General features: G+C 33.9%; 18 protein-coding genes. 8 read left to right on the top strand and 10 right to left on the bottom strand.

Annotated elements, in window-relative coordinates:
* Position 1: 1 nt before the first annotated feature.
* The 3 genes from Q1A60_RS05450 to Q1A60_RS05440 all read left to right on the top strand — a co-directional run bounded on the left by Q1A60_RS05450 (position 2) and on the right by Q1A60_RS05440 (position 1404).
* Complete coding sequence (locus tag Q1A60_RS05450) at positions 2–397, top strand: hypothetical protein (protein WP_299765340.1); 396 nt, start codon at positions 2–4, stop codon at positions 395–397.
* Between the two features lie 84 nt (positions 398–481).
* Entirely contained in the window at positions 482–862 is a 381-nt protein-coding gene (locus Q1A60_RS05445) for a hypothetical protein (RefSeq protein WP_299765342.1), read from the top strand.
* Between the two features lie 170 nt (positions 863–1032).
* Positions 1033–1404: a hypothetical protein gene (locus Q1A60_RS05440; RefSeq protein WP_299765345.1), complete on the top strand. Its 372-nt coding sequence runs from the start codon at positions 1033–1035 to the stop codon at positions 1402–1404.
* Here Q1A60_RS05440 and hutH read toward each other — a convergent pair.
* From hutH to Q1A60_RS05420, 4 genes are all read right to left on the bottom strand, one after another.
* Positions 1397–2908: a histidine ammonia-lyase gene (gene hutH, locus Q1A60_RS05435; RefSeq protein ID WP_299765347.1), complete on the bottom strand. Its 1512-nt coding sequence runs from the start codon at positions 2906–2908 to the stop codon at positions 1397–1399. The two genes, Q1A60_RS05440 and hutH, sit on opposite strands and share 8 nt — an antisense overlap.
* 156 nt (positions 2909–3064) lie before the next feature.
* On the bottom strand, positions 3065–4363 hold the full coding sequence (locus Q1A60_RS05430) for an amidohydrolase family protein (protein WP_299765349.1): 1299 nt from the start codon (positions 4361–4363) through the stop codon (positions 3065–3067).
* Positions 4364–4367: 4 nt separating this feature from the next.
* On the bottom strand, positions 4368–7334 hold the full coding sequence (locus Q1A60_RS05425) for an amidohydrolase family protein (RefSeq protein WP_299765351.1): 2967 nt from the start codon (positions 7332–7334) through the stop codon (positions 4368–4370).
* A gap of 464 nt (positions 7335–7798) precedes the next feature.
* Positions 7799–8875 (bottom strand): DUF3810 domain-containing protein, encoded by a 1077-nt coding sequence (locus Q1A60_RS05420; RefSeq protein ID WP_299765353.1) that lies wholly within the window; start codon positions 8873–8875, stop codon positions 7799–7801.
* Positions 8876–9189: 314 nt separating this feature from the next.
* Between Q1A60_RS05420 and Q1A60_RS05415 the strand changes: the two genes are divergently transcribed.
* From Q1A60_RS05415 to Q1A60_RS05395, 5 genes are all read left to right on the top strand, one after another.
* Positions 9190–9798 (top strand): tetratricopeptide repeat protein, encoded by a 609-nt coding sequence (locus Q1A60_RS05415; RefSeq protein WP_299765355.1) that lies wholly within the window; start codon positions 9190–9192, stop codon positions 9796–9798.
* A gap of 141 nt (positions 9799–9939) precedes the next feature.
* Positions 9940–10503, top strand: a complete 564-nt coding sequence (locus tag Q1A60_RS05410; RefSeq protein ID WP_299765357.1) for a hypothetical protein — start codon at positions 9940–9942, stop codon at positions 10501–10503.
* A 126-nt stretch (positions 10504–10629) separates the two neighbouring features.
* A complete protein-coding gene (locus Q1A60_RS05405; RefSeq protein WP_299765359.1) occupies positions 10630–11148 on the top strand; it encodes a GNAT family protein in 519 nt (172 codons plus the stop codon).
* Positions 11149–11219: 71 nt separating this feature from the next.
* A complete protein-coding gene (locus Q1A60_RS05400; RefSeq protein WP_299765362.1) occupies positions 11220–11657 on the top strand; it encodes a hypothetical protein in 438 nt (145 codons plus the stop codon).
* 95 nt (positions 11658–11752) lie between these two features.
* On the top strand, positions 11753–13216 hold the full coding sequence (locus Q1A60_RS05395) for a sodium:solute symporter (protein WP_299765364.1): 1464 nt from the start codon (positions 11753–11755) through the stop codon (positions 13214–13216).
* Here the strand turns inward: Q1A60_RS05395 and Q1A60_RS05390 are convergent.
* From Q1A60_RS05390 to Q1A60_RS05365, 6 genes are all read right to left on the bottom strand, one after another.
* Entirely contained in the window at positions 13187–13570 is a 384-nt protein-coding gene (locus Q1A60_RS05390; protein ID WP_299765431.1) for a CoA-binding protein, read from the bottom strand. The genes Q1A60_RS05395 and Q1A60_RS05390 overlap by 30 nt on opposite strands.
* Before the next feature lie 275 nt (positions 13571–13845).
* Positions 13846–14343, bottom strand: coding sequence for a hypothetical protein (locus Q1A60_RS05385; protein ID WP_299765366.1), 498 nt, complete (start codon positions 14341–14343; stop codon positions 13846–13848).
* 72 nt (positions 14344–14415) lie between these two features.
* Entirely contained in the window at positions 14416–14826 is a 411-nt protein-coding gene (locus Q1A60_RS05380; protein ID WP_299765368.1) for a MerC domain-containing protein, read from the bottom strand.
* Between the two features lie 306 nt (positions 14827–15132).
* On the bottom strand, positions 15133–15438 hold the full coding sequence (locus Q1A60_RS05375) for a hypothetical protein (RefSeq protein WP_299765370.1): 306 nt from the start codon (positions 15436–15438) through the stop codon (positions 15133–15135).
* Positions 15439–16091: 653 nt separating this feature from the next.
* On the bottom strand, positions 16092–16715 hold the full coding sequence (locus Q1A60_RS05370) for a trimeric intracellular cation channel family protein (protein ID WP_299765372.1): 624 nt from the start codon (positions 16713–16715) through the stop codon (positions 16092–16094).
* A complete protein-coding gene (locus tag Q1A60_RS05365) occupies positions 16715–17437 on the bottom strand; it encodes an RDD family protein (protein WP_299765374.1) in 723 nt (240 codons plus the stop codon). Before Q1A60_RS05365 ends, Q1A60_RS05370 begins: the two co-directional genes overlap by 1 nt.
* Positions 17438–17442: the final 5 nt, after the last annotated feature.

Below are 17442 nucleotides of genomic sequence, written 5' to 3'. Positions count from 1 at the left end.
TATGAAATTATCAAAATCACAAAAAATAGGAATAGGCATAGTAACATTTATGCCTATTCTTTGTTTTATAGGGTACCTCATTTCATTTTTTGCAATCTTTTTTGGATCATTCAGTGATCCTTCTGGTTTTGAATCTCAAGGACCTCCAGATACCTTTTTTGTAGGTTTTGGACTCGCCATGACATTTATGGTCTTAATGCTTATTTCTGGACTTACAGCGCTTATTTTACATATCATACACGTCACTAAAAATCCTAAACTTAAAACGCAAAATAATGGCCAGCTTATATGGATTCTAATTATATTATTAGCGAGTGGTATAGGAGGTATTGTATATTATTTTATGGAAATACTACCTGAGCCTAAAGAGCCATTATCTCCTGCTGAAGAAGCATAATAGATTTATTCATTTTTTAAAAACACTAGTTTATTTTTTTGCATTTTTTCATTTTTGTATCTTTGCAAGATAAGCCCCCCTCTTATGTTGAAGCATTACGACTTAGATATATGTTCTATGTCTATTTATGAGAATTATGTGATCAATCAGATCAAAGAAGGTATTCACTTGGAAACAGATCATGTAGAATCTCTTGAAAAACTCATAAATAAACATATTGATCACCGGCCTTTTGTATACATCTCGTATCGTAAAAATTCGTATTCATTTGATCCTTTAGTTCATACTAGTATCAATAAGATTAAAAATCTAGAAACCTTTATCATTATTACTGATGATAAAGCAAAATTAAATATTGTTGAATTTGAAAAACGTTTTTCTAAAAAAAAGTTACTCGTTGTAGAAAGTCTTGAGGAAGCCATTTCTTGTGTTGATAATTTTTTTAACAAAACAAACCCTGTTTAAACCTTGTTGCCATTTTGCAACATCTACACATAAAAACTAACATTCATTAGTTTAAATTACAACCTATACAATTGAATACTAATCTTCTAAAGAATTGATTTGATTTTTAATTTATTTTACACGAGATTAGCGATAAATTAAGTTGTTAACCCCCCTAACCAATAACAAATTTGAATACTCGCGAAACCGATTTTGACTTTGGAAAAGTCAGAATTCAAAATGATATTGTGATCGCTGAAATGAAAGAAGGCATCACATTTGACATCCACTACAATACGCAATTTCTAAAATTTTGTAAAGATCATTTTAAAGGAAAAACCTACGGTTATATTTCAAATAGAATTCACTCATATTCAGTAAATCCTACAGTTTATATAGAGACCGCAAAAAACTCAAATATAAAAGCTATTGCTATTGTCTCTTCAGACCCTATCAATAAAGGAAATGCAGATATAGAGCGTCAATTCTTTGAGCACCCTTTTGAAGTTTTTAATACGTTAGATCAAGCTATTGATTGGATGAATAAAACGCTTTCTACCTAAATATCATATCTGTATCTACTTGAATAGAATTCATAAACTCTTTTGTTTTATGAATATCTGTAGAGAAGATTCTATCTTCAGTAGCAAAAGGCACTTCAGTTCTATATGCGCTAATAATTGACTCTAAAAAAGGAGAGGTTTTTGAAGGTGCTCTAAAGTGTAATGCTTGTGATGCATTTAATAGTTCTATTGCTAAAATAGTTTCTATATTTTCTACTACTTTATAGAGTTTGGTAGCTGCATTTGCTCCCATACTCACATGATCTTCTTGACCATTTGATGATACGATAGAATCTACACTTGCTGGTGTTGCTAATTGTTTATTTTGACTCACAATACTAGCTGCTGTATATTGTGGAATCATCATACCACTATGTAGTCCAGGATTGTCTACCAAAAAAGGAGGTAAATCTCGAAGACCACTAATAAGTTGATATGTACGACGTTCACTAATACTTCCTATTTCTGCCATGGCTATTGCAAGAAAATCTAATGCTAATGCTAATGGCTGTCCATGAAAGTTACCACCACTTATGATCTTATCTTCTGCCGCAAAAATGTTAGGGTTATCTGTGACACTATTCATTTCTGTTTTAAATGTATTCGATGCATATAAAATAGCATCTTTTGTAGCGCCATGCACTTGAGGTATACATCTAAATGAATAGGGATCTTGTACGTTTTCTTTTTCGGTTTTAGCAATTTCACTATCTGCAAGAAACTCTTGAATACGCTCGGCAGTTTTAATTTGTCCTCTATGTGGACGTACATAATGCACTAATGAATCAAACGGTGAAAGATTACAATTGAAGGCGTCTATAGAGATTGCTCCAATCATATCTGCCAGATAAGATAGCTTATGGCATTTCAAAAGTGCATCTAGTCCATATGCAACCATAAACTGCGTTCCGTTTAGTAATGCTAAACCTTCTTTAGATTTCAACTGTATCGGACGCAATTGATGTCTTTCTAATACCGCTTTCGCGAAAGCGGGCTCATCGCCCTCCCATACCATTCCTTCTCCAATTAATGGTAAGGATAAATGTGCTAATGGTGCAAGATCCCCACTAGCTCCTAAAGAACCTTGTGTATAGACTACTGGAAGAATATCTAGATTATAAAAATCAATAAGACGCTCTACCGTATCTATATGTACACCACTATGACCATAGCTTAACGATTGTACTTTTAATAAAATCATCAACTTTACAATAGACTTAGGTACGTAGTCACCTGTACCGCATGCATGAGAACGCATTAAATTTTCTTGTAACTGCGTAAGATGCTCATCTTTTATAGCAACATTACATAAACTACCAAAACCCGTATTAATACCATAAAAGGGTTTAGAGTTTCCTTCTATCTTCTTATCTAAATAAGCTCTAGATGCATTAATATTATGACGACTTTCTTCGCTTAACGCAAGGAGTTTGTTTTCTTGTAGAATCGTAGAAATTGTAGCCAGATCTAGGATTGCACTACTTATGTAATGAGTATCTCGCATAAAAAAGATTAGGTTTTAAAAGCATTGCAATTACGTAAAAATAAATAGCATTTACTAGTCGTTAAACAAAGTTATGTAACCCACTCATATACAGATACATAAAAAAAGCGATTACGTTGTAGTAATCGCTCTTAAAATTAGGCTATTATGTAGCTGTTATTTCTTGATTTCAACTTTTTCTGCGTAACGTTTCCAAAGTTTTGTTTGATGTGTTTCTAAACTAATAGCTCTCCCTTGAATAAAAGCTCTTGACAATTGATTACCTCTCATGTCTAGTGCGTTTCCTTCACTGATAAACAATGTCGCATCTTTCCCTACTTCTAAAGTCCCCACTGTCGCTTCTACACCTAGGATCTTAGCTGCATTTTCTGTAATGAGTTTTAATGCATCTGCATCACTCATTCCAAACTGTGTTACTTGTCCTGCATAAAAAGGAAGATTACGCACTTGCCAGTATTCCCCATCATAGCCTAATGCAACAAGAACTCCTGCGTCTGCAAGTAACTTAGGAAGTTTATAAGGTAAATCGTAGTCATGATCATCCATGGCAGGTAAATCCTGAACACGTTGTAAAACAACTGGAATACCCGCTGTTTTTAACTCTGCTGCTACTTTATAAGATTGATAGCCTCCTACAAGAACAATGTTTTGGATATTCATTTCGCTTTTAAAAGCGATAATATCACGTATTTGACGCTCATCATTAGCACTTATAAATAAACGTTGGTTTCCATTAAAAACACCTTTCATCGCTTCGAAAGGAAGATTTATATCACTACTTCCCTTTGCATATGCTTTTGCATTATTTACAAAGGTTTTTAGTTCATCTATATCCTTTGCATAGTTCTTGTTTGGTTTGAAACCTGGATCTTCTCCTAGCCACCATCGTCCTCTCGTCATACTAGAAGGCCAGTTTACATAAATACCATCATCTGCTTTTACAACAGCATCTTCCCAATTCCATGCATCTAATTGTACTACAGATGATGTTCCTGAAATTCGACCTCCTAACGGGCGTATTTGTGCCATAAGTACACCATTAGGTCTCATACTCTCTACTACTTTAGATTCTGCATTATAGGCTATTATAGAACGTACATGCGGAATCATATTTCCGATTTCATCATCATCATTAGATGGGCGTACTGCTCCTACTTCTACAAGTCCTAAGGTAGTATTAGTAGCAATAAATCCTGGATAGACATGCTTTCCTTCTGCATTAATCACAGTACCTCTGGATGCTATTTTAGTTGTTGTGGCATCTGCGCACACGGTTATTTTACCGTTTTCTATAATTAAAATAGCAGTATCGATTACAGTTCCATTTCCTATATGTGCTGTAGCTCCTACGATTGTATATGCTTCTGTTTGTTCAGGTGCTGGCGTTTGTTGTGCTATTGCTACAGAAGCAATTAACACGAACGCTATCGTTATATATTTTGTTAGTGCTCTCATAGTATTAATGTATTGTTTCTGTAGTGTCACAATGTAAACGTTGTTTTTCTTTACTCTTTGCTGGTTGTGTTTTTAACCCTTTCTTCTTTTCAGCAAGCATCATTTCAATCAATCTACTCTTTTCTGCTTTTACGTCTTTACGTAATTGCAAATCTCTATTGATATCAAAATAGATGGTTCCTTCAATAATGGTCTGCTCTGCTCTAGCTTTAATTGATAATGGATGATCTGACCAAACAACCACATCCCCATCTTTTCCTACTTTGATACTTCCAGTCTGATTATCTAGGTGAAGTAATTTTGCTGGATTTAGTGTTACCATTTTCAAAGCATCTTCTTCAGAAATATCTCCATACTTTACGATTTTACCCGCTTCTTGATTTAAACGTCTAGACATTTCGCCATCATCACTATTAATCGCGACAACAACACCTGCATTGTGCATAATAGCTGCATTGTATGGAATCGCATCATTTACCTCATACTTATACGCCCACCAATCTGAGAACGTGGATCCTCCTACTCCATGCGCCGCCATTTTATCGGCTACTTTGTATCCTTCTAAGATATGTGTAAAGGTGTTGATCTTAAAGTCAAAACGCTCGGCTACTTTCATCAACATATTAATCTCACTTTGTACATATGAATGACATGAGATATAACGTTCTTCATTGAGAATATCAACCACTGTTTCCATTTCTTCATCAAAACGATATGGTTTTCCGCTTTTCTTAAGAGCTTCATATTCTTTGGCTCTTGTAAAGTAATCTACAAATACTTGCTCTACTCCCATACGTGTTTGTGGGAAACGACTAAAACTTTGCCAGTTAGATTGCTTTACGTTTTCTCCAAGCGCAAACTTGATAAACTTCTTATCTTCAAGAAGCATTTCATCTATAGAAGCTCCCCATTTTAATTTCATCACAGCCGACTGTCCTCCTATTGGATTTGCCGATCCGTGTAATAATTGGATAGAAGTAACACCTCCCGCTAAGTTTCTGTAAATATCACTATCATCGGGATTAATCACATCAGACATACGAACCTCAGCGGTTGAGTTATGTCCAGCTTCATTAATAGCAAATGCAGCAATATGTGAGTGCTCATCTATAATACCTGAAGTAACGTGTTTTCCTGTACCGTCAATGACTTTAGCTCTACCAGCAGAAAGGTTCTTCCCTACTTTACTAATCTTACCATCTTTAATTAATACATCTGTATTTTCTAAAATACCATCTGCTTCATTGGTCCAAACGGTAGCATTTTTAATTAAGATATCTTCTTGACTTGGTTGTTGCTCAAATCCAAAAGCAATATTAGGATACGTCATTGGCATCACTACAGGAGCCTCATCTTTATCTTTTTTGGTGTTGTCTTTCTTTTTCTCATCCTTAGCTGCAACTCTAGTAGCTGTTACAGATTGCTCATCTCCATTTGATAAGACTGCCTTTCCTGTAAAACGATCATTGATCACTTGACCTACAAGTCTTACAAATTTATTATCACTTCCTGGGAAGGTGAGATTTACCCATGCATTTGCATATTTCCCTTCACTCTTTATTTCATCATCTCCATCTTTAAGTGTGAAGCCTGTTTTTCCTTCTGTAGAATTCTTTACAGTGAGTGTATATGATGTGCCAGCCATACGCATGGTATACGTACCATCTATATTTACTGTATTCATATCCTTCACTACTGTTTTCTGTCCTTGAACCCAATGTTCGTATAAGGTTGTTTTCTTTTCAAAAAGCTCCCCAGAGGTAATCATAAAGTTTGCCCATGCACCACTTTTTAAACTTCCAATCTCATTACTCTTTCCTAATAATTGTGCAGGAACAGTAGTCAGTGCCGCTAATGCCTTTTCTTTTGAAAGTCCATGTTTGATGGCTTTCATCAATTGTCCTTTAAACTCTTTTGGTGATTTCAACTTAAACGTTGTCAGAGCAAAAGGAATTCCGTTGGCTTCAAACTGCTTAGGATTGGTAGGTGCCTGATTCCAGTGACGCATATCACTTAAATCTATATAAGCAGCAGCATATGGATCTTCAACATCATAGGCATTTGGAAAATCTAATGGTAGAATAAATGTTCTATTCAGACCTTTAATATCCTTGATACGTTTGTACTCATCACCACCGGCAACAATTACATAATTCAATCCAAATTGATCGCCTATCCCATCTATACGGATAGCATCATAGACATCTTCACCCTCAAAGAATTGAGGTAGCGTTTTATTTCGCGTAAGCGCTTCCAAAGAAAGATCCTTTGTATTTATATTTCCTTTTTCATACCAATCTAAATCGTGGTGTAACTGACGCATTAAAGACATTGCGCCCATTTTTGAGGTTGGATACGATTGTCTTGATGTATTACTCTTATCAAAAGAGAAATATTGAGCAAGCTCGTCATCTAATACGCGATGTGCTGTATTCCCTTCAGAATTTAAGGCGATTAAAGCACCTGTTCCTCTTGCTATTCCATCATGCTGGTGTGTCGCCACAACTGCAAATCCTGCTTCAATATATGCTTTGGCGTCTTTAGCGCTATACTTAAAATCATCTATTCCATTCACTTCTGGTCGAATATGATCATTCCAATAATAGCCTTCGCGGGTATTATCATATTGAGAACCACGACCGCCACCGCCAGCTCGTTTTGGTTTTTCAATACCAAAATCGGTATACATATCTATAAAAGAAGGATAGATATGCTTTCCAGATAGATCAATAGTGATCGCATTTGCTGGAACTGAAACGGATTTTCCGACACGTACTACCTTTCCATCCTGAACGACTAATGTTCCGTTTTTGATGGTTTCTGTAGGCGATGTGTGAATGGTTGCATTGGTGAAGACTGTGTAATTTTTATTCTTAGATTTTACACCGTCATTCGCAGGGAAATAGTCTTGCCCGTACATAACAAACGAGCAAAAAACCAATCCTGCTAAGAGGATTTTTTTTAGAAACATAGTATTTAGTGATTATTTAGTGTTTAAAGATACACCCATCAATAGGGCTCACTAGTGTTAATTAAGAGTTTTTTAACATCAATTCATCCGAATGAATCAATCGTACTAAACCGTGGTAAACTATAAGATGTTATTATGAAAAATTGAATGATAGTAACGATTAATCGCTTACTATGATAACATCACCTCTAACCTACTGAAAAAGAAAATCAGTTGGTCAGCTGGAAATTCAGAACAGGATAGTTTATAAGAAGAAAACTACCTTCTTGCCTTTGTATTTCTTCTGCTTCTAAAATTACGGCTCCTTTTGGTCAAATAACTCACTAGAGTCATTGCAACAGAAATTACAGCAACTATAATCAATATCTCGAAGGCTTCACTTGGTATATTCATTGTATTAAGATACGAAAAATAGTTGATATGATCCTGAACATGAATTTTGACTGCCGACTAAATGTTACCGACTAAAAAGCCTCAGGAAAAGACTTATTATAATTTACTAATAAAGCCACCATATAGCTATAGCTTTTAATCCCTGCGGGTTGATTATTGGCTTTGAGGTAATTACTATAAAATAATTTAAACACAGGTTCTAATGGATTATCCATTTCATCCCAGAAATCACGAGACTCTTTATAATTTTTAAAAATGCCTGGATGTATTTGATCTCGTAATTCTTCTCCTAGCTCGCTATCGCGGCGAAAAACATCATTGATACAATACCGTAAAGCAAAGATGCTCCCTGCATATTGAAAATACGTATTCTCATTATTGACACTCGCCAAAACACCTATAAAATTCGCTTCATTTTCTTTAGCATATCCTAACTGATGCGCTTGCTCATGACAACTGATTACCGCATGTCTGTAATTAGGTACAAGACCATTGATTTGCGCTTCGTTGGTAATTGGATTTAAATAACCACTATATCCCATTACCGAAAGAGGATAACTCAATAGAGAGACTTTTACACTCTTAGGTGGGTAATCTAGTTTTGGAAACTGAGATTGTAAGGCATTATATCCTTGTACCGTCTGATCAAAAATCTCTGATTGTGATAAAGGCACCGTTACTTTTACAGTATCATTAGCCGCGAGCTGACGATGGAGTGTATTGCTTTTTGTGATGAGTTTCTGGGTGAGTGCAACAAGCTCTTCTGTGGTATATTCACTCTCTATATCTAACGATTCATGTAAAGGAAGTCTGTAATAATTCATTCCCCATAACAAATGAAACGCTCCATACACAATAGATGCAATGGCGAGTGTACGAATCGCAAAGGGTTTCCAGGTACGAAAACGTCTTTTAAACAAGAGTACAATCTCACGAAGTATAATAATGATTAACACAGTATACATAATATCGCCAAACGAAAATGGTAACCATCCAAAGACATATCGAAAGCCTTTAGAGATCACGGGATACAGACCATTACTGTAATAATTTTCAATAAACTCAGGAAATAATGCTAGTATACGTACAATCCCCATCTGGACAAATAAGAAGAGGCCTATAATAAGGAGCGTGCGGTTTTTTTTCATTGTGATAAAAATAGGGAAAAGGAATTTGAAATCGAAGTCAAAATGGAAAATGAAAATAGATAGCGTTTTAAATTTTAACTGATTTCAAAATTAAGATTTCAGGGATGAGCAAAAGTTAGCATAGGGACGTATTCTAAAATTAAAAATGATACTATTCCTTTTTACGCTTTCGCGAAAGCGTACGATTATCCGTTATTTTCTTTAGCGCCTTTATTGCGCTTGAGGTAATTACACTTCGTTATAATTGATGCACTTCCTATATCCTAAATAAACGTTTATAATAATTATAATATACCTTTAAAATAGCTGTAAACGTGAAGGTTATTTGTTTTTATAGTATTTTAGGTGATGATGTAAATAAGTTATTCTTAATTAAAATGAAAAATATACTATTAATTCTCTCAATTTGTGTTACACAAATTTCTTTTACTCAAACGTCTTGTAAAAAACTTTATACTGAAGCTTACCGTTTAATCACGGAAGGAAATTATGATAAGGCGGTGTCTAAATTGGAAAAAGCTTTGAGTATTGATACCCTTGGAAATTGCGGCACACAATTTAATGGTAAAGTTCATAATGAACTTGGGTACGCGCAAATGAGATTGGGAAACTTAGAATTAAGTAGAGAGCTGTTTGACAAATCTATAGATCTAAACCCACGCAACCCCGACCCCAGAACTAATCGTGCTGCATCCTACATTTTAGAGAATGATTTTGAAAATGCTTTGTTGGCATTGGATGAATTCATAAACGAACTACCTGGTTATCCTTTGGCTTATTGGCAAAGGGGAAATATCAAAGAGAATAGTGGAGATATTGAAGCTGCTTTAATTGATTACAAACAAGCCAAATATCATAATTCAAAAGTTAATTTGTTGCCTCAACCTATCATTGAACAGATTGAGAATAAATTAAATCGATAAGCAAAACAAGGTATCTGAGATCATAGTTCGTTCCTGAATACGGATCATATACTAAACGTTATGTGCATTTGAGAAATGATTAGAAAATCGATTAAATATTTAGTAATTGTATTAATAAATCTGATAATTCTGACAGGGTTATTGGCATATTGGACTGATTTTGTCGAATTGACTTTCAATAGTTATGTTCGACCAATTCAGTTTTTAAAAATAATCGGATTCACATTTCTATCACTAATCGGAATAAGAATTGCAATCGGAGTTTTCAGAAAAAGAAAGACATCATCCAAGAAAAGAATACAAATTTCTGCCTTGATAACTGTTTTGATTTCTTCATTCCTCTACTTTGATTATTCAAAAAGGATTTACGAAAATCGAATCCAGAAAAGAGAATTAAGAAAAGAATTGGCTTTGAAAATCGAACCCGTAAATAGACTTGCTTTCGGTACAAAAGCTGATAACTTAACTTTTCAGGAGTATCAAGAGATCACCCGAATTAAATGGTTTCCTAAATTGCAAAAGAATGCGGATAGTATTTCTTACTATTACACTTATGACGGTTTTTTACCTGATTATTCATTTAATGTAAGTTATAGTTTACCGAAAAACGTAGAAATTGACTCAACCGAATTTAAATATGGGAAAATAGAGATTGACACAATCGGAAATGAAAAACGGATAAGTTATAGTGAATACGGGCAATAAAAACGCATTACAGTACTATATATGTGTTCATAGCAATTAAGGGATGAGTCAAAGGGTTCTTGTATATTTGGTAAGCTCCAATGCTTACAGAATGCAAAAAAACTCGCTGAATTGAAATTATAGGGTATGAAAAATGAACTCCCAAACATAAAAACTAACCGAATTCTATTACGTGAAATTAATGATTTGGACGTTGAGAATATTTTTAAAGGACTTTCAAACCCAAATGTTATTCAGCATTATGGAATTAGCTTTGACAGTATAGAAGCTACTAAAGAACAAATGATTTGGTTTGCAGATAAGAAACAAAAGTGGTGGGCGATTTGTTCTCTCGATAACCAAACTTTTTATGGTGCAAGCGGTTTAAATGACATTGATTATAAAGAAAGTAAAGCGGAAATTGGACTATGGCTACTGCCTGATTTTTGGGGAATGGGAATTATGAAAGAAGTTTTACCCTTAATATCTGATTATGGGTTAAACCAACTTAACTTAAAACGAATTGAGGGATTTGTAGAAACTGATAATATCAAGTGCAAAAAAGCAATGTCTAAACTAAATTTTCAACACGAAAAAACAATGAAAGATTGTGAAATAAAAAATGGAAAACCTATAAGTGTTGACGTTTATGCTAAAACGAAATAATTACGAAAAATACTACACACAACACATTATATACAAGTAACATGAAACCTCATCAATACCTTTTTAATAAAATGACTACACTCTTGAAAGAAGAATTTCAAGAAGGTATAAAAGAATATGAAGAAGGAAATCATCTTACTCTTGTAGGTACAGGATTCTGGATCTCATCTGATGTTAGAGAACTAACTATCGGATTAGAGTTTAACCACAAACACTATAATTTTGAGTATGATTCTATGGAAGATGCTATTGACACCTTTTTCTATATATTAACTAAAAGAAAGAAAATTACAAATTATAGTAAAGGTCTTAGGATCTTTAAAACCAAGGTAGAGATTGAAATAAAAGATGAAAAACCAATAGATTTTGGCACCACATTTACCCTACCATTACAATTTTGGAAAAAAACCAAAACGGAAATCACACACCAAGATGCGTATATAGCTACTGAAAAAGTTATCGAAGTATGGAAAGAATTAATAAACTATGCGCAACAAACTGTAAAATGAATTGAATGCTATTTTTTCAAACTATAAACGGTCAAGCTTACAACTAAATCGTAAAACCCAAAAACCCTATATTAGCATAGAACAAATCATACTTTATGCAACCGTATCAAATCTTACTCCTTATAGCTGGTTACTTTGGTGTACTGATGCTCATTAGTTATCTCACAGGAAAAAGTGGCTCTAATGCCGATTTCTTTAAGGCAGGAAAACAGTCGCCTTGGTATTTGGTGGCCTTTGGAATGATAGGCGCTTCTTTATCTGGAGTGACCTTTATATCGGTGCCAGGATGGATAGAAGCATCGAGTTTTAGTTACTTTCAGGTTGTATTAGGATATACCGTGGGATATGCCGTCATAGGATTGGTCTTACTCCCACTCTATTACAAACTGAATTTAACGTCTATTTATACGTATTTAGAAACTAGGTTTGGAAATGCATCCTATAAAACAGGCGCTTCTTTCTTTTTATTAAGTCGTATTGTAGGCGCTAGTTTTAGACTGTATTTGGTTGCTAATGTATTACAACTCTTAGTTTTTGATAAGATGTCATTTTTTGGTCAGGAAGGGGTTCCTTTTTGGGTAACCGTGACGATTACAATCTTATTAATTTGGTTATACACTTTTAAGGCAGGAATTAAAACCATTGTCTGGACAGATACGCTTCAAACTCTATTCATGCTAATTGCTGTAGGTGTAGCCATCTATTATGTATCTGAGCAAATGGGATTATCTGGTGGAGCGATTATGAGTTTTGTGTCTGATAGTGATCTATCGCAAGTCTTCTTTTTTGATGATTGGAAAAGTGGCGATTACTTCTTTAAACAGTTTTTTTCTGGAGCCTTTATTGCCATTGTAATGACAGGATTGGATCAAGATATGATGCAGAAAAATTTAACCTGTCGCAACCTCAAAGATGCTCAAAAGAATGTGTTTTGGTTTACAATTGTATTGACCATTGTAAATATGGTATTCTTAGTATTAGGTGTGTTACTTACGGTATTTGCTGCACAAAATGGTATTGATGCACATAAAGATCAGTTGTTTCCAACTATTGCGGTCGAAAGCGGTTTAGGAGTGGGACTAGCGATTGTATTCTTATTAGGTCTTATTGCAGCTGCCTATTCTAGTGCAGATAGTGCGTTAACATCACTTACCACCTCATTTAGTATTGATATCCTAGATATTGAAAAGAAATACGAACCAAAAGAACAAGTACGCATTCGTAAACGTATTCATATTTATATGTCATTGGTGCTTATTCTAGTGATTATCATTTTCAAATATGTCATCGCAGATGATAGTGTCATTGCAAAACTTTTCACCTTTGCAGGATACACGTATGGCCCATTACTTGGTTTATATGCCTTTGGACTCTTTACCTCATGGAAAGTAAAAGATGCGATTGTTCCTGCAATTGCCATCGCCTCTCCTATCCTAGCCTATGTAATTAGTTATCTCTGTAAAGAATATGCAGGATTCGATTTTGGATTCTTTATCCTTATTCTTAATGGAGCGCTTACCTTTTTAGGTTTAGTATTGATTCGTACCCAAAAGAACTAACGTACACGCCACTTCAAAAGCAATATTGTTTTCTTTCAGAAGTGTATAAAATTCAAGATTTTCTGTGCCTGGATTAAAAATTACACGTTTCGGTTGTAATGATACCACATAGTCCATGTATTGATGTTGGTGCTTCGGTCCAATGTATAAAGTAACAGTATCTATAGTGTTTCTATCTGTTTCCGCTTTCGCGAAAGCGGACTCAAACGTAATCACCTCCACACCATCTATAGTCCCTGCACGCAGTCCTACCGCAATAACAGGATGATTATATTTTTGTAATCGTTGCACCGCTAGGTGTGAATATCTGATGGATTTTAAGGAAGCTCCAAGAACGAGCGTAGGCTTTAGTATCATAAAACAAAGTTAAAAAATTAAAACACTGTAACAGTATACAAAATTAGTCGTCTATAGAGTATAAAGTTAACTTTATTGGTTAGACATCTTTTAATTCGTTTTGATGGTTAGTGTTAATTAGAAGTACTGTCTACCACAAAATCCCAGGGTTCCGGACTCTGGGATTTTATTTTTAAGAATAGGATTAAAAGCTATATATACATATAAAAATAAGCAAAAACCTCATTAAGAATATATCCTAATGAGGTTTAGACTGACTATAAAATAATTACTTATTCTTGATTTGAAGACTTACTTTTATCTTCATTTAGCATTTTTTCATCTTCAGTTTTAATACGTACGTGCTCCTCAGAAATACTAAAGTGTTCTTTTTCCATGTCTTCATGTTCGGTTTTCATAGATTCATGTTCTTTTGTCATTTGCTCTAAAGTGATTTCACCAGAAACATGTTTTGTCTCTAATTCAGCATGTTTATCTATTAACGCCTTATGTGCTTTAATAAGCTCTCCGTGTTTTGCTAAAAGTTGCATATGATTTTTCTCAATAACCACATGTACTGAATCATCTTCAATATTTTTATGAGTATCTGTCATTTGTTGATGATCATCTTTCATGATTTTATGAGCATCAGACATTTTCTCATGAGATTTTTCCATTTCTTTATGGTTATTTACCATAGCAATGTGTTCAGGAGCTTCTGCTGGATTTTGCTTACAAGCAAAACAACATAAGACAAATACAATAAGAATTAATTTGGATAGTGTTTTCATGATGGTTTTTATTTTAGTTTTTAAGTGGCTGTAAAATTACTCATAATATAGTATTCTACTAAAAATAGAATACTAAGGCACTGTACAACATTGATCATTAGCACATTGACAGTATTTTCTATTATATAAATGCAATAGAATTAATAACAAAGATGGAACATATATAGCTTCTTCCATAAGATGAATCAATCCAACTTTTTCATTAAGAATAACAAAAGAAAGAAGTACCCAACTTATCCATAATGCATATTTCATCCAGTTTTTTGAAGTATTCTTTGCAGACCAATACACAGCAAATAAAGAAATCACAATAAATAAGCTATCTAAAATTCCCCACCAAAAGGGATGCGAATGATGCCCGTGTACATGTCCTGCATGTGTAACAAATAAGAAAGGGGTTGCCAAACAATGTACTAAGCAAAAAGAACTAGCAGCGATTCCTAGAATATTAGCCTTTGGTTTAAGGTTGAATGCTTTATCCATTAAAATATTTTTTAACTACTTATAGTCAGCGCCTTACTAACTATAAGTTTACGTTTAATTATATGAGAGTGAAATAGTAATCTACTTGTAGGGGTCTATTAAATAAATTCAATAGGAACAATTACTAAAATGAATGTTTTATACTTTAATGATCAAAGTAGGATTTTCAGAAAACATTACAATTATAATTTCAATGGTTGTACTATAAAATATAGATATAGAAACTAAGAAAAATTAAAAGAAGAAGAAATTATGCTGACATAAAATCAATTCTTTTTGACAACCATGGTAAGTAGATATAGTAGTCTAGAGAATAGGTGGAGGCTTATTATAAAAAGAAATTGGCGACGCAATTTTCTCTAATGGAGTAGTATATTCGGTATATACTACAAATGAACTTGGAACATTCTGTAACTCATTTTCAAAGTGAAATGTATCACCCGTAATAAGATCAAATTGGTTAGAAACAGATATAGTATCACAAATTTCACAAGAAATCAACTCATCATCTTCAGATAAGTGACTAATTGCATGCATGCTTGCAACCCTTGGAACAAGGAATACTAAAGTAAATAGTAAAGTAATAATATGTGTAACTACTTGTTGACGCATTGATGCAAGATCAGAAATAATAAAATGCTTTTATTTTGTTTTAACAAAAAATTAAGACCGTTCCTTTTTAAAGCCATGTTATACTGTAGCTATATAATAAAAAATAGTATTCGGGTTAAATAATTGTTAATCCTCCTTTGGAAATAAAACGTTAAGCAAATAATAACGTCTATATAAGTAATAGATTCAAATTTCATAAAAAGAGATTTATAAATGAGTTAGAGACAGGTAGACGCCTTTTAATTTGTTTTGATGGTTAGTGTTAATTAGAAGTACTGTCTACCAAAAAATCCCAGAGTTCTTAACTCTGGGATTTTATTTTTAAAACGACATGATTACAGGGGAGCAAGCTGTTTTATAGGTTAAATAATTGTTAATCTTATAAACCAACTGAAATTTTGGCGGAGTAATTGCGTCTATAATAGTAACAATCAAAGATGCTGAAATCGATTTTTATAAATTATTTGAATTAGCCTTCTTAAACTTATAAAAACTACTCAAAATATACTTGATTGAATTAAGCGAAAAAAAAGCTCTCTACACTAAGAGAGCTTTTTTTATGGAATAATTTCTTTTAGACCTTTTAGAAGATGCTATATACGCTTTCGCGAAAGCGTACTTATATCAATTCTTTTATATATTGGAATTCGTATTTACGAAGAAGGTATTTCTTTTTTATACAATCTTGGTAATTTCCATTTAAAGACAACCGCTAGAATACGTATCGTAATAATCACAGATCCAGAAATAATCATAGCGACTGTTTGAGAAAATTCAAACCGGATAAGTACTAAATAGGCAACAGCACCAACAATACAAGCAGTGGCATAGATTTCTTTATGAAAAATAATAGGGATTTCATTACATAAGATATCACGTAATACCCCGCCAAAACATGCCGATATTGTCCCAAGGATAACACATATAAGCGGATCTAATCCAAAAGCCAGACTTACTTGCACTCCGGTGATCGTATATAATCCAATACCAATGGTATCAAATAAAAACAACGAGCGCCTAAAGTATTTGAGTTTACTTCTAAAGAGTACAGCAAATACAGCCGTTATAAAGATCACCGTAGGAAACACTTGATCTTGCATCCAAGTAACTGGGGTTTTGCCTATCAATACATCACGTAAAGTACCTCCTCCTATCGAGGTGATTAAAGCAATGATCAGAATTCCAAACGCATCCATACGCTTATTCATTGCTGTTAAAACTCCCGAAATAGCAAAAGCAATGGTACCTAGAATATCAATAAGCGTGATTACATCCATTATTGCTGGGTATAATAATTGTAGTCAGAAATGACACGATCTACAAATTCAATATTCTCTTCTTCTGGAGTGACGCCCATTTTTTGTTTTAAACGTTCGGCTAGTTTTATAATAACATTGTGGCTTCTATTACGCTTTGCGTCTGTAAACAACGTTTTAATCGTCTGTACATCTTGATCTGTAAATACGGTTACCTGTGGATATGTAGGAACATAATTTTCTGGAATGGTAACTAATAAACTCTGCGATAGGTTCACTCTTTTTTTCTCACTTATAACGGTAGTTTGCGCAGCTCTATCACCAATACGCTGTCCTTTTTCACTCAATAATATACTTACAATTGCAATACCACCACTCACAATAGAAATGTCAACCACACGGATAACCCAACGGATAAGAAAACTTCCAAATCCTGGTTTTGATCCGTCTAGTTTTACCACTCTTAATTTCATAGCGGCTTTACCTGGTGATCTTCCGTCCCAAAAGGTTTCAAAAAATAAATGGTACAAGAAAGGAGGTAATCCAATAAGTAGATAATACGACCACACATCTCCAGCGTCTAAATTCTCTAGACCTAAACTTGAAAAAATGAGAACGACAAGAATATAATAGGCAACTATAATTAAAAAATCAATTAGAAAAGCGAGTATTCGGTCTCCTATTCCTGCTACATTTTGAAAAATACTTACATTTTGAGCTGTTTCTATTTGAAAATTATCCATTTATT

Source organism: uncultured Dokdonia sp., assembly GCF_947492535.1.
GTDB lineage: Bacteria > Bacteroidota > Bacteroidia > Flavobacteriales > Flavobacteriaceae > Dokdonia.
This window is presented reverse-complemented; position numbering and strand designations above follow the sequence as displayed.